This window comes from Pseudomonas sp. Marseille-P9899 (assembly GCF_903166565.1).
Taxonomy (GTDB): domain Bacteria; phylum Pseudomonadota; class Gammaproteobacteria; order Pseudomonadales; family Pseudomonadaceae; genus Aquipseudomonas; species Aquipseudomonas huaxiensis.
Map to the genome: position 1 here is coordinate 81,828 of NZ_CAESCG010000006.1, position 15,577 is coordinate 97,404.

A 15,577-nucleotide genomic window follows, 5' to 3' on the forward strand; every position below is an offset into this window, starting at 1 on the left:
GGTAACTCCAATGGCCCGTTCGAAGCGTTTTTCCGCTACCGCGTCGCAGCTCCAGTTGTCCCGCTCAGGCATCCTTGCCCTGCTTGTTGCCCTGCCATGCCTGGCCCAGGGCGCTGGCGAGACAGCCCGCAACGAACCGGCCGGCGATTCCCGGGCAGCCTTGGCGCAACGGGCCCATGCGTTCAACATTCCGGGGGGGTCGCTGAGTAACGGCCTGATGCTGTTCGCCCTGCAATCCGGCGTGCAGGTCAGCGTCGAAAGCCCACTGCTGCAAGGCCGTTCCCACCGAGCGGTGAGCGGCCAGCTCAGTGTCGAACAGGCGCTCACCAAACTGCTCAAGGACAGCGGCCTGGCCTGGCAATACAGCAGCGAAAACGCCATCTCGGTGTTTCGCCGGGAAGCGGCCGATGTGCTGCAACTGGACAGCACCCGCGTGGCCGGCCAGACGGTGGACTACCAGTCCGAACGCACCCTAGATCGCACGCTCATCAAGGCCATGCCCGCCGGCAACGGCGATATCACCAGCCTGCTGCGCACCAACCCCAGCGTACAGTTCGACGACGCCCAACTCGGCGGCAAGGCGCCCGGCGAAATCGGCCCGGCCAACATCAGCATCAACGGCGCGCGCTACTGGCAGAACCTGTTCGTGCTCGACGGCATGAGCATGAACAACGACATCGATCCCGGCTCGACCCTGAACACCTACGACCAGGTCGAAGGCCGCAGCCAGGGCCTGGCGGTGGACACCGACCTGTTGCAGGACATCAAGGTCTACGACAGCAACGTGCCGGCTTCCTACGGCGGTTTCAACGGCGGCGTGGTCGAGGCCAACACCCGCACTCCGACGCGCGATTTCCACGGCAAGGTCTCGGTGCAGATGACCCGCTCGGAATGGACCCGCTATCACATCGACCAGAACGACCCGAAAGTGGCCGACTTCGAGGCCGGCTATGGCAACAGCAACCAGCCGGAATTCGACAAGCTGATCACCCGCGCCACGCTGGAAGGCTACCTGACCGACAACGTCGGCCTGCTCGCCAACTTCTCGCGCAAGGACTCCACCATTCCCACGCGCACCTTCCCCCTGAGCCAGACCAGCGCCCAGGCCACCGAAGAGCACGAGCAGAACCGGCGCATCGACAATTACTTCCTCAAGTCGGTGTGGCAGATCAACCAGGACTGGGCACTGGACGTCAGCCTGACCCACGCCCCGGAAACCGCACGCACCTACGGCCCCAGCGCGCTGGACTCCGGCCGCGACACCACCGCCGGCGGTGACAGCGCCATCGCCCGGCTGGTGTGGAACGCTTCGTTGGCCACGGTCGAACAGAACCTGAGCTGGAGCCGCCTGGAAAACTCCCGCAGTTCCGACTCCGACTACCTGATCGCTTGGCGCCCCTCGACCACCAAGAACTGGAGCAACAGCATCGCCGCCACTGAAGGCGGGTTCGGCGACATCGAGCAGCAACAGCAAAGCCTTGGCTACAAACTCAAAGCCGACTGGAACGCCTTTCATGCCCTCGGCCTGGAGCACAGCCTGCAAACCGGCCTGGAACTGGCCAGCAGCTCGACCTATTACGACCGCTCCACGCCCTACACCAGCTACGGCATCGCCGGCATGACCAGCACCGCCACCTGCGTCGGCAACGACCCGCTGTGCTCCGTCGGCAAAACCAGCAATGGCTGGGCCGGCCAGTACGCCAAGACCAAAACCATCACCCAGGGCAAGGTCGAGTTCGAGACCCGCTCGTGGGCGCTGTTTGTCCAGGACGAAATGCGCTGGGGCCAACTGAAAATCCGCCCGGGCGTGCGCCTCGACAGCGACGACTACATGGACCAGACCACCCTCGCCCCACGCCTCGCAGCGGACCTGGATGTCTTCGGCGACAACCAGACCCACCTCACCGCAGGCGCCAACCGCTACTACGGGCGCAACCTCTCCGCCTACCGCCTGCGCGACGGGGTCGCCTCGCTGCAACGCAACTACAGCCGTGCCAGCCAGACCGCGGACTGGGTCTACACCTCGCGGGTGGCCAACGGCGCGAAATTCAATCAACTGGATGTGCCCTACGACGACGAGCTGACCCTGGGCCTGAGCCAGATCCAGTGGAACACCGAGTTCGCCCTCAAGTACGTCAAGCGTCTGGGCCGCGACCAGATTTCCCGGGCCTGGGGCTCGCAGATCGGCCAGCCGAGCAGCGATACCTCGACCCTCGCCGCCAACTACTTCACCTACTACAACGGCGGCAAAAGCACCTCCGAGACCTGGACCCTGACCGTCACTCCGCTACGCGACTTCGCCCTCTGGGGCACCCGCACCAGCGGCCAGGTGGCGCTGGACTGGACCGACACGAAAAGCTCCGGGCTGTCGGACTACACCACCAGCATCGGCCTGACCTATGTGGACGATCCGATGATCCAGTACGACGGCCAGTTCATCCGCTACTCGGACCGTCCCGCCGACAACTACAACCGGCCATGGACCGCGCGCCTGACCACCCTCACCGAGATTCCGGCGTTCAACCTCAACTGGACCAACTTCCTGCGTTACCGGGATGGCTACCGGCGCATGGCGGCAACGGGCGCGATCGTTGATTACAACGGCCAGGACGCCCGCGTGTGGAAAGAGAAAGCCTATGCCGGCGCCCTCAGCTGGGACACCCGCCTGGCGTGGGAGCTGCCCACCGCCCATGAGCAAGCGGTCTTCGTCAATCTGGACGTGACCAACCTGCTGGACAAGGCCATCGTCAGCAACACCGACGCCGATGACTATGCCAACTACGAAGTGGGTCGGCAGTTCATGGTCGAAGTGGGCTACCGGTTTTGAGCCGCGCACGCCTGCTCCTCGCGCTGCTCCTGATGGGCGGCGCGGCCCGCGCCGAAGAGCCCTGCGCCAACCCGGCCATGCCGCTTGCCGAGGTTGAGGCATGCATCGCCGCGTTGTACCGCCAGCCAATCGCCCAATGGCCCGCGCCGCGCATCGACGCCGACGTGCAGTGGCAAGAAATGGGCCCGCTGCCGGAGCGCGCAACGTCGCCAGCGGACAACCCCTTCAGCGAAGCCAAAAGCACCTTGGGCCAGCGCCTGTTCAATGACCCGAAACTGTCCCGCTCCGGGCAGATCGCCTGCGCCTCGTGCCACGAACCCGACGAAGCCTTCGCCGATGGTCGCCGCGTCTCCTTCGGCCACGACCGCCAGAGCGGCAAGCGCAATGCGCCCAGTGTGGTCATGGCCGGTTTCACCGCGCACCCGTTCTGGGATGGGCGCGCCAGCAGCCTCGAAGACCAGGCGCTGATGCCGGTGGAAGATCATGTGGAAATGGCCTTCACCACCGCCGAGTTGCTAACCCGCCTGAATGCCGGCAGCGAATACCCGGCACTGTTTCGCCAGACCTTTGAAACCGCCGGGCCCATCACCGCGCAACAGATCGCCCAGGCCCTGGCCACTTACCAGCGCACGCTGGTCAGCGCGGTGCGCAACACCGCGTTCGAACAGTTGCTGCGCGGCCGCCCGCAGCGCATGAGCGACACCCAACTGCACGGCTTGCACTTGTTCCGCACCCAGGCGCGGTGCATGAACTGCCACTTTGGTCCGGCACTGAGCGACGACCGTTTTCACAACATCGGGCTGACGTATTACGGGCGCAAATACGAAGACCTGGGGCGCTACCGGGTGACCAAAGACCTCGCCGACGTCGGCGCCTTCCGCACCCCGTCGTTGCGCTTGCTGAACAAGACTGCGCCCTGGATGCACAACGGCCTGTTCGTCAACCTGCCGGGGACGGTCGCCCTCTACAACACCGGCATGCCCCACCCGCAACCGGTCGGGGCGCAAAAGAATGACCCGCTGTTCCCCCGCACCAGCGAACGGCTGCAACCGTTGAATCTGAGCCGGGATCAACAGCGAGCACTGATCGCGTTTCTGGAAAGCCTGTAACCCGGCAATCTCGCTTCTCCCTGTAGGAGCGAGCTTGCTCGCGATGCGCCCTTCTCATAACGAGACAAAAAATCTCCCCCGCCCCTCCCTAAATCCTGAACTCACTCGTTCGTCCAAAACCGCCACCCCACGGGCCTCGCAGCTAAATTGAGCACCCGTTCTCACGCGCACCAGAATCGTGCGCCAAGTCATTGGAAATTTGCGGAAATACTCCTAGTCTCATCTGGTCCAGAGTGGGCTGTGTTTACAACGGAATGTATTACCACGCTTTTTTGAGACTTGTCCTATGCCAGGTTCCTCTCGCTCCACGTCGCTGCATTTTCGTCCGCAACGCCAGGCCTTGGCGCTCGAACCGCGGATTCTCTTCGATGGCGCAGCCGCGGTTGCGGCCTCCGATTCGCAGCACGGCGATCCGGCCCGCCCCGACGACACCAGCCCGCACGCCACCCAGACCGAAGCCCGTCCCGCCAGCGAAGCCACGCCGTCGGCGGCGCGCAGCCTGCTGGTGCTGGACAGCCGGATCGAGAACAAGGAGCAACTGCTGGCGCAGTTGCCCGCCAACGTCAGTGCGCTGGTGGTCAACAGCAACGAGGACGGGCTCGCGGCGATTTCCGCAGCCCTGGCGCAACTGGGCCAGGTCGACTCGGTGCAGGTGCTGTCCCACGGCGCCGCCGGGCAGTTCACCCTCGGCAACCGCACGGTTAGCGCCGACAACATCGACCAGCTCGGCCAGACCCTGCAGCAGTGGAGCGACCACCTCAGCGCCGGCGCCGATATCCAGCTCTACGGCTGCAGCGTCGGTGCCGGCGAGGCGGGCAAGACCCTGGTCAGCGAACTGGCGCGCTGGACCGGCGCGGACGTCGCCGCCTCCAGCAACGACACCGGCAGCGCCGCCGCAGGTGGCGACTGGACCCTGGAAACCCAAGTCGGCGTGATCGACAAGAGCATCGCCCTGAGCGCCACCGCCCTGGCCAGTTTCGACGGCCTGCTGGCCGATGCCGCGCCCACCGTCAGCCTGCCCAGCGGCGGCAGCGACGTGCTGCTCGGCGATACCTTCACCTTCACCGTGAACTTCACCAACAGCTCCGGCCAGGAAGGCTACGCGCCGTTCATCAACCTGTTCATGCCGAGCACCGGCAAGGATGGTGACGACGGCGTCAAATTCATTTCCGCCAGCTATCTGGGCCAGACGCTGGTGACCCACGTGGTCACCTTCGACGCCGCCGGCAATGCCACCCACCCGCTGGCCAAGGACGCCAGCGGCAACGCCCTGCTGATCAACGCCAGCACCTTCGGCCTGCGCGCCGGGGACCAACTGGTGGTGGTCGAACTGCCGTTCGCCAGCGTCTCGACCAACCAGCCGGTAATCCCGGTGCAGGTCACCGCCAGCCTGAGCAACCTGGCCGACACCAACTTCTCCAACGGCAACCCCGACCTGACCATTCGCGCCAGCGGCGGCTTCCAGTTCGGCAACGATGCGCTGGACAACCCGACCAACGACCCGAGCCTGATCGGCAGCGGCTCGTCGGCCTTTGTCGTGCACCCGACGGTGATTACCCTCGACCAGACCCTCACCACCCCCGAGGGCGAGACGGCCACCGGCCCCAACTACGGCCGCACGCTGACCGTCACCGTGACCCCGGCACCCGGCCAGACCCTCACTCACGTGGTGGTCACCCAGCCGCTGCCGGACAACGTCCAGGTCACCGCCATTACCCCCGGCGCCGGCGGGCGGCTGACGTCCATCACCCTCAACGACGGCACCGTGGTCACCGACCCGACGGCCATTGCTGCCTTGATCGCCGCCGACGACATTTTCATCAGCAGCTTCAGCGTCGAGTACGACAGCCTCGCCGCCGCCACCGACACCGTGGTCAATTTCTATGTGCCGGACGTCGACGCCACCGGCAAGCCGGTGCTCGACCCGGTCACCGGCGCGCCGCGCACCATCACCCTGGGCGCGCCCACCGCCGCCGGCGAATGGGTGCCGCTGGACCCGCGTGACGTCGCCACTCCCGGTGACAACATCGATTTCACCGGCACCGGACGGCCCACCGACTTCATCGCCAAGTCCATCACCTTGCTCAAAGAGGTGAACCTGCAGACCGATATCGGCCAGACCGGTATCACCCCCGGCGACACCCTGCGCTACAACCTGACCCTGGCGATTTCCGACTACTTCGCCTTTGGCCGCGACTTCTTCAACGAAGGGCAACTGATCGTCCGCGACCTGCTCAGCGACGGCCAGACGCTCAGCGGCACCCCGACCATCACCGTGACCCTGGCCGGCGTTCCGCAGACCATCGCCCTGGTCACCAGCGTGGTGACCAACAGCGATGGCAGCACGGCGATGGCCTTCGATATCGCCCAGTCGCTGCGCAACGCCTTCTCCAACCTGCGCGGCTGGCTCAATGGCGACCTGGCCTTCGACGACCGCCGCGAAGGCGCGGTGCTGGCCGTGCTCAGCTATTCCGCCGTGGTCGGCCAGGCCTATACGCCACCGGCCGGCGCACCGCACAACGAGATCAACGAAGGCGACGAGTTGGGCAACAGCGCCGTGGTCGAAGGCACCCTGCTGCACGACATCTTCAACCTCACCGGCCAGAGCCAGACAGACGACTCCACCAGCACCAGCGTGATCCCGACCAACACCGTCGATATCGAACTGGTGGAAGTGAACAACGGCACGCCGCCGGCCAACGGCGAACTGCGCCCTAGCGATGAAGTCACCTTCGAACTCAGCTACGATCTGGTCACCGGCGACTACGAGCAGTTCAAGCTCACCGCCTACCTGCCGCTGCCGCTGTTCAACGTTTCCGGGGTCAACTGGAGCGTCGGCGACAACGCCGGGCAGTGGCAGATCGGCCCCGGCAACACCAACGGCGGCAGTCTGGTGAGTGTCACCAGCGGCATCGGCAACTCGATCACCTTCGACTTCGGTAGCCATGTCACCGCCGACACCAACGGCAGCCGCATCGTCGTGCGCTTCACCCTGCAAGTGGGCGACCAGCCGTTCGCCGACCAGCGCTCGCTGGACGTGCTCGCGCAGTCGAGCCAGCAGACCACCCTCACCGACCGCACGCTGATTTCATCGGACGTGGCGGTGATCGTTTCCGTCGCCGAGCCGGTGCTGTCGATCAAGCACGGCGTGGTGTCGTCGTCCAACGGCACCGTCAGCAACACCACCGGAAGCTGGAACCCGCCGGGCACCAGCGGCAGGCCGTTCAACGGCAGCGTCACCGACCTTGCAGCAGTGGACGGCAACGTCAGCGGCATCGACGGCGGCGACCGCCTGCGCCTGGCCACGGCCATCGAAAACAGCGGTGGCGGCGGCGCGTACGACGTCACTACCGGCATCACCCTGCCTGCCGGCCTGAGTTTTGTCGGCGGCAGCCTGGCCGCGGCCAACCTGCAAATTTACCGGGGCGACGGCACCGCGCTGGTGGCCGGCGTCGACTACAGCGTCAATGGCCAGCAGATCACCTTCCTCGACGCCGGAGGCCAGGCCACCCTGCTGGCCGGACGCAACGGCACCGCCGCCGACAACAGTGGCGCCAACCTCGTGGTGATCAGCTACGACGTCGTGGTCAGCGACAGCATCGATGCCGGACGCAGCCTGCAAAGCACCGCGACCCTGAGCAACTACGCCAGCGTCAACGGCGGCAGCGACTTCACCCCGGTGGACCTCACCGACCTCGCCAGCCAGCAGATCGCCGCGCCGGTCATCAGCAAGAACTTCGCCGACGGCAGCCTCGACAACGGCGACTCCAGCGCCAGCCACACCACCGGCAGCGACCTGGTGGTGGGCGAGAGCATGCGCTACGACATCCTCATCACCCTGCCCGAAGGCACCACCCAGACCCTGCGCATCGAAGACCTGATTCCGCCCGGCCTACGCCTGGACACCAGCTTCAACGGCGGCCAGGGTTACCAACTGATCACCACCCGCGCCGGCAGCGGCAGCCTTGCCGCGGACTTCGCCGGCAGTGTCACCGTCGGCACCTTCGCCGGCCAGGGCGGCGCCCTCGGCGACGATGGCGCGGATGCGCGCTGGACCTTCAGCGCCGCCGGCGCGGCCGCCGACAACCGTACCGACAACAACAGCTTCGTCATCCGCGTGCAGTTGGTCGCCAGCAACGTGATCGGCAACCAGGCCAACAAGTCGCTGCAAAACAGCGCGCAACTGTTCTACAGCGACCCTGACGGCGACATGCCCAACGGCAGCGCCGCGCAAGACCGCACCGTCGCGCTGAGCGGCGGCCAGCCCACCGTCACCCTGCGCGAACCGACGCTGCAGATCAGCCAGGTGCTGACCTCCACCGCCGGCCAGGGCGGTTACGACCAGGGCGACGTGGTGACCTTCACCATCACCCTGCGCAACGGCAGCAGCGGCAACGATTTTGATGCCTTTGACATCAGCCTGCTGGACAACCTGCCGAGCCAGTTGAACAACGTCACCCTCACCGGCGTGCTCTACCAGAACGGCGCCACCAACAATGGCGGGGTGGATTTCGAGATTGTCGGCGGCCAGTTGCGCACCGCCAGCGGCGCCAACATCGACATCGCCAAGGGCGGCAGCATCGTTCTCAACCTGACCGGCGTGGTCAACGCCACCGCCGCGTCCCAAGCCTCGTTCAGCAACATCGCCACCGTGCAGTGGACCAGCCTCGACGGCGGCAACAGTGGCGAGCGCAATGGCGTTGACGGGTTGCTCAACAGCGGCGTGCTCAACGATTACCGCAACCTCTCGGCACTGGTGATCCCGGTGGCCCAGGCGATCCAGATCTCCCGCGTCGGCGGCCTCACCGATACCCCCGCGCCCTCGCCCACCACCGCAGCCCAGGAGGCGGTGACCATCGGCGAGGTGATCCGCTACCGCGTAGTGGTGGTGGTGCCCGAGGGCAACAACCCCAATTACTCGGTGCAGGTCACCCTGGCCAACGGCTTGCAATTCATCAGCCCCGACGCCCTGAGCAATGCCCTGCGCATCGCCTTCGTCTCCAACGGCGGGTTGATCAGCGACGCCAACCTGATCGTCGGCGGCAGCCTGAACATCGACGGCAACGAACACAGCAGCGAAACCCTGCCGATCACCCCGGGCCTGACCGGCCTGGCGCCGCAAGGCGTGTTCGACCCGACGCGGGTCAGCGTGGTGACCAACAGCGACGGCAGCCAGGTGGTGACCTTCAACCTCGGCAACGTGGTCAACGGCAACGGCTTCGACGACGACCTCGAAAGCGTGGTGCTGGAATTCAACGTGCGGGTCAACAACCAGGCCAGCAACAGCGCCGGCGCCGTGCTCGGCGTGCAGGCCAGCGAGCACGTCAACGGCATCGCCCGGGCCGGCAGCGACACCCTGTTCGAGCGCATCGTCGAGCCGTCCTTCAACGGCCTCGACAAACAGATCATCGGCTTCGACCCCAACCCCGGCGGCACCACCGGCACCGCCACCGTGCAACTGAACTTCACCCAGAACGGCGGCCTGCCGGCCTACGACGCGCAACTGCGCGACAGCTTCGGCGGCGGCAGCAATTACACCCTGCTCAGCGTCAACATCAACGGCGTCAACTACGGCCCCGGCAACCTGCCCAACGGAGTGACTGCCAGCGCCAGCGGCGGCATCAGCGTCGATTTCAGCCAGCTCAATGTCGGCGATCAGGTCAGCGTGCGCTACCAGGTGACCCTGACCAACGCCGCAGTCACCGCCAGCAGCGACGCCACCCTGACCTGGACCAGCCTGCCGGAAACCTTCACCGGCTGGGGCGGCTCGGCGGTGGGCAGCGACGGCAGTGTCGACGGCGAACGTACCGGCAGCGGCGTCGGCCCCAACCGCTACATCCTGCGCGACAATGCGGGCCTCGGCATCATCAGCGGCACCCTGTGGGACGACACCGCCTCGGCCACCGCCAGCACCACTCCCGATGGCCCGGGCCTGGCCGGACAGACCGTGACCCTGACCTGGGCCGGCCTCGACGGCAACCTCGACACCACCGCCGACAACTTGCAATTCAGCACCGTCACCGACGCCAACGGCCGCTACCACTTCGGCGTGCTGCCGCTGGGCGTGTACCGCATCGACGCGCCTGCCGGGCTGGTCAGTTATCCACAGCCGCTGGGCGATTTGCGGGTGCGCATCGACAGCGACGGCGGCGCCCTCGGGCAGATCATCATCAGCCTGGGTGACGCCGATACGCAGAGCGCCAACGCCGGCTACGTCGAGCAGAACGACGCGCCGGTCAACAGCCTGCCAGGCACCCAGAACGGCTTCGAAGATGTACCGCTGGCGATCGGCGGCATCAGCGTTGCCGACATCGACGCCAACCGTGATCCGGACATCGCCGGGCGCGCCATCAGCGTCACCCTCAGCGTGCTTCACGGCACCCTGTCGCTGACCAGCAGCCTGCCGGGCGTCAGCGTGACCGGCGCCAACAGCGCCAGCCTGACCCTCACCGGCAACCTGGCCGAGCTCAACGCAGTGCTCGCCAGCCTGCGCTACCTGGGCAACGCCAACTTCAACGGCACCGACACCCTCACCGTGGTCAGCAACGACCTCGGCAACTACGGCGACGCCAACGGCGACGGCATCCCCGGCACCCCCGCCGATGCCCTGACCGACACCGACAGCCTGCAGATCATCCTCGCCCCGGTGAACGACGCGCCGATTGCCGTGGACGACGTCATCACCGCACAGGAAGCCGGCGGCACCCGCAACAACATTCTCGGCATCGACCCGCGCGGCAACCTGCTGAGCAACGACACCGACGTCGATATCGCCACCAACGCCGACCGCCTGCACGTGGTCTCGGTCGGCCCGGCCAACGGCAACGCCACCAGCCTGCCGGATGTCGGGATCGTGGTGATCACCGGCCAGTACGGCAACCTGATCATCGGCAGCAACGGCTCCTACCAGTACCGCGTGGACAACAGCAACCCGGCAGTGGAAGCCCTGCGCCTGAACGGGCAGACCCTCGTCGAGCGCTTCGACTACGTGGTCAGCGACCTCGCCGGCGCCACCGACAGCGCCACCCTCACCGTGACCATCCGCGGCGCCAACGACACCCCGGTGGCGGTGGATGACGAAGGCACTGCCGTCGAAGCCGGTGGCGTGTTCAACGGCACGCCGGGCAGCGACGCCACGGGCAACGTGCTGAGTAACGACACCGACGTCGACAGCGTCGCCAACGGCGAGACCAAGACCGTCACCGGCATCCGCCTGGCCCCCGAACTCAGCACCGGCGCGTTCACCCAAGTCAGCGGCGCCACGGTGGTCACCGGCCTTTACGGCAGCCTGACCATCAACCCCGATGGCAGCTACCGCTACGTGGTCAACAACGGCAACCTCACGGTGCAGCGCCTCAGCGCCGGCCAGCAGTTGAGCGAAGTGTTCAGCTACCGGGTGACCGACGCCGGCGGCCTCAACGACGTGGCGCAACTGCGCATCACCATCCAGGGCGCCAACGACAACCCGGTGGCCAGCGACGACTACGCCAGCGCCCAGGCCGCCACCTCCAACGGCAACGCCGCCGAGAGCAACCCGTCCGGCAACGTCATCCTGTTCCCCAGCCGCCCCGGCAGCATCAACCAGGCCGGCGGCAACGGCGTCGATACCGACGTCGATGCAGTCGACCGCCCCGGCAGCAAGCTGCACGTCGACGGCGTGATCAACAAAAGCGAGGCCACCTACAACCCGCAAACCGACGTGTTGATCGCCGTGCCGCCCAACAGCAGCCTGGTCGGCGGCGTGGTGGTGACGGGCCTTTACGGCCGGCTGATCCTCGGCGCCGACGGTTCCTATGCCTACGACGTGGACAGCACCAACGCCATCGTCCAGAGCCTGGCCGCCGGGCAGACCGTCACCGAATACTTCACCTACCGCGTGGTGGACACCGCCGGCCTCACCGACACCGCGCAACTGGTGATCACCGTGCACGGCGTCAACGATCCGCCCGTGGCGCAGAACACCATCGTCGTCGCCGTCGAGGCCGGCGGCGTGGGCAACCAGACGCCGGGCCTGGACCCCAGCGGCGACGTGACCAGCGTGACCCACGACCCCGAGGGCGATCCGCTGAGCGTGGTGCTGATCAAGACTGGCGGCATCAACGAACCAGGCATGGCGATCGGCGTGGCACCGGGCGGCACCCAGGTGTTCGGCGCCTACGGCAGCCTGACCATCCACCCCGACGGCACCTACACCTACGTGCTGGACAACAACAATTCCGAGGTCCAGGCCCTGCGCCAGGCCAGCGACCTGCTGTTCGAACGCTTCACCTACACCCAGAGCGACGGCGGCTCGCCGGCGCAGGTCGATGCTGCGGAAATCATCGTGATCATCAGCGGGCGCAACGATGCTCCGGTGGCCAACGACGACAGCGCCACCGCCATCGAGGCCGGTGGCCTGAACAACAACCAGCCCGGCGTCGATCCGCGTGGCAACGTGCTGGACAACGACACCGACGTGGACGGCGGCGAAGTACCCGGCGACCTGCCCGACCACGACTACGGCGAGACTCGCGCCGTGTCTTCGGTGCGCACCGGCACTGAAACCGGCAGCGGCACCGACGGCATTCTCGGCCAGGAACTGCGTGGCAACTACGGCTGGCTGACCCTCAACGCCGACGGCAGCTACAGCTATCGCCTCGACAACGCCATGGCTGCGGTCCAGGCCCTGCGCGACGGCGACAGCCTGGTCGACGACTTCAGCTACACGGTGATCGACGCCGCCGGCGCCGAAGACCGCGCCACCCTGACCATCAACATCCAGGGCCGTAATGACACGCCGGTTGCGCAGAACGACACCGCCATCGCCGTCGAAGCGGGTGGCCTGAACAACGGCACCCCCGGCACCAACCCGAGCGGCAACGTGCTGGCCAACGATATCGACGTCGATGGCAATGACGTACTGCAAGTCACCGGCGTACGCCAAAGCGGCCTGATCGGCACCGTCGGCACGCCATTCAAGGGCCTCTACGGCACCCTGACCCTGGATGCCAACGGCAACTACAGCTACGTGGTCGACAACGACAATCCGCTGGTGCAATCCCTGCGCACCAGCGGTGAAATTCTGCGGGAAGTCTTCACCTACCAGATCCGCGACCTGGCCGGCGCCAGCAGTTCGGCGACCCTGACCGTGGTCATCCGGGGCGCCAACGACAACCCGCTGGCCGTGGACGACACTGCCGTCGCCGTCGAAGCCGGTGGCACCGGCAACGGCACGCCCGGCGTCAACCCCACCGGCAACGTGCTGACCAACGATCGCGACGTGGATGCCAGCGACACCAAGACTGTCACCGACATCCGCACCGGCAGCGAAGCGGCGGGCGGCACCTTCACCACCCTCGGCGGCGGCCAGAGCATCGCCGGCCTGTACGGCACTCTGACCATCAACGCCAACGGCGGCTACAGCTACGTGCTCAACAACGACCTGGCCACGGTGCAGGCGCTGAAAGTCGGCGACAGCCTGGTGGAAACCTTCACCTACCGCATGCGCGATACCGCCGGCGCCACCGATGTGGCGCAACTGAGCATCCGCATCGACGGCGCCTGGGACGCCCCGGTCGCACGCGATGACACCACCGTCGCCGTGGCCGACAACGGCGGCAACAACGGCGTCAACCCGACCCGCAATGCGCTGGAAAACGACACGGACGTGGACCAGGGCGATGCGCTGCAGATCACTGGTATCCGCTTCGGCACCGAGGCTGCCGGCGGTACGCTGGACAAGGTCAACAGCGGCACCAACAACACCAACGGCACCCTGATCAACGGCCTCTACGGGCAACTGATCATCGGCGCCGACGGCAGCTACACCTACATCGTCGATTCGAGCAACCCGCTGGTGCGCAGCCTCGGCCCGGTGGAACTGCTCAACGAGTACTTCACCTATGAGGTCACCGACCGCGGCGGGCTCACCGATCTGGCGCAGATCCATATCTTCGTGCGCGGCGTCAACGACGCGCCAACCGGTGTCAATGACAGCGCCACCGCCATCGAGGCCGGCGGCAGCAACAACGGCACGCCGGGGCTCAACCCCAGCGGCAACGTGCTGGCCAACGACACCGACCCCGAGTTCGATCCGCTGCACGTCACCGAAATCCGTACCGGCGCGCTGAACGAAAGCGGCACCGCCGGCAGCCTCGGCAATGTGCTGCGCGGACGCTATGGCGAACTGGTGATCAACGCCGATGGCAGCTGGACCTACACCGTCGACAACAGCCTCGCCGAAGTGCAGGCCCTGCGCGTCAGCGGCCAGACCCTCAGCGAAGTGTTCAGCTACACCCTCGCCGACCGCTGGAAAGACACCAGCCAGGCCGAACTGCGCATCACCATCGATGGCCGCAACGACACCCCGGTCGCCCGCGACGACAGCGGCACCGCCGTCGAAGCCGGTGGCGTGGCCAACGGCACGCCGGGCAGCAATGCCACCGGCAACGTGCTGGACAACGACAGCGACGTCGACAGCGTCGCCAATGGCGAGAGCAAACAGGTGGTCAGCGTCAGCAACGACAGCGGCCAGTCAGCGGCGGCCGGCCAGGTGCTGATCGGCCGTTACGGGCAACTGCTGCTCAATGCCGACGGCAGCTACACCTACACCCTCGACAACGCCAACCCGCTGGTCCAGGCGCTGCGCACGGCGGGTGAAACCCTGCGCGAAACCTTCAACTACCGCATGCGCGACACCGCCGGGGCCACCGCCGACGCCCGCCTGACCATCATCATCCAGGGCGCCAACGACGCCCCGGTGGCCCGCGATGACAGCAACGTCGCCAGCGACCAGACGCCGGCGCCGCAAACCAGCGGCAACGTGCTGCCCAACGACAGCGATGTCGATGGCGGCGATGCGCTGGTGGTGTCGGGCATCCGTACGGGGGCCGAGGCGGGCACGGGTAATGCGGGAGTCATCGGCCAGCCGATCCAGGGCCGCTACGGCACGTTGATCCTCAATGCCGACGGCAGCTACACCTACAGCATCGACCTGAACAACCCGGAGGTGCTCGCCGCCGCCGGCCTTGGCCAGGTGCTGCGCGACGTTTTCACCTACACCGTGCAAGACCTCGCCGGCGCCACCGACCAGGCCGAACTGGTGATCACCCTCGACATCGCCACGCCGTTCATCCCGGCGCCGGGTGTGGATAACTTCCCGTACCAGGAGCTCCCGCGCACGCCGAACCCGGCGCTGTTCGACCGCACCCCGGCGATCTTCATCACCCCGGTGGTGGAGCGCGACGAAGAGCAGCAGAAGGTGGCCGAGTGGGGCACCGACGGCAACCGCATGCGCCTGTCCAGCGTGATGGCGATGCAAAGCGAATCGCTGGGCGCTGGATTGGGCCTGACACCCGGACAGTTCGTGTCCCAGTCGGTCCGCGACAGCCGCACCGCCAGCGACCAGGACATGGCCTGGATCATGGGCCGCGAAGGCCGCACCGGGCTCAGCGCCGACGGGTTGCTGAGCGATCCGTCGCTGTTTGCCACCGACATCACGGAAATGACCCGCAACCCGTCCCACGTCGAACCCGAACAGCCCCGCCCTGCTCGCGGCTTCAGTGCGCAATTGCGTAATGCTGCCGAGCGCAAGCACAAGGGGGGGCGCCCATGAAGCTCAATGTCATCTTCTGGGGCCGCTTTGCGCCCCTTCGCGAGCAAG

The 15,577-nt window shown here is 66.5% G+C and carries 3 protein-coding genes; all 3 read left to right on the forward strand.

Annotated elements, in window-relative coordinates; all coding sequences use genetic code 11:
• Positions 1-10 precede the first annotated feature (10 nt).
• Entirely contained in the window at positions 11-2,827 is a 2,817-nt protein-coding gene (locus HWV67_RS24795) for a TonB-dependent receptor (protein WP_175653172.1), read from the forward strand.
• Positions 2,824-3,936 (forward strand): cytochrome-c peroxidase, encoded by a 1,113-nt coding sequence (locus HWV67_RS24800; protein WP_256680198.1) that lies wholly within the window; start codon positions 2,824-2,826, stop codon positions 3,934-3,936. Before HWV67_RS24795 ends, HWV67_RS24800 begins: the two co-directional genes overlap by 4 nt.
• Positions 3,937-4,222: 286 nt before the next feature.
• A complete protein-coding gene (locus tag HWV67_RS24805; protein WP_175653173.1) occupies positions 4,223-15,529 on the forward strand; it encodes a VCBS domain-containing protein in 11,307 nt (3,768 codons plus the stop codon).
• Positions 15,530-15,577 lie beyond the last annotated feature (48 nt).

What these genes read in the sequence shown, in the direction of transcription:
- HWV67_RS24795 (WP_175653172.1), top strand. Translation starts at nt 11, where the DNA reads ATGGCCCGTTCGAAGCGTTTTTCCGCTACCGCGTCGCAGCTCCAGTTG.
- HWV67_RS24805 (WP_175653173.1), top strand. Translation starts at nt 4,223, where the DNA reads ATGCCAGGTTCCTCTCGCTCCACGTCGCTGCATTTTCGTCCGCAACGC.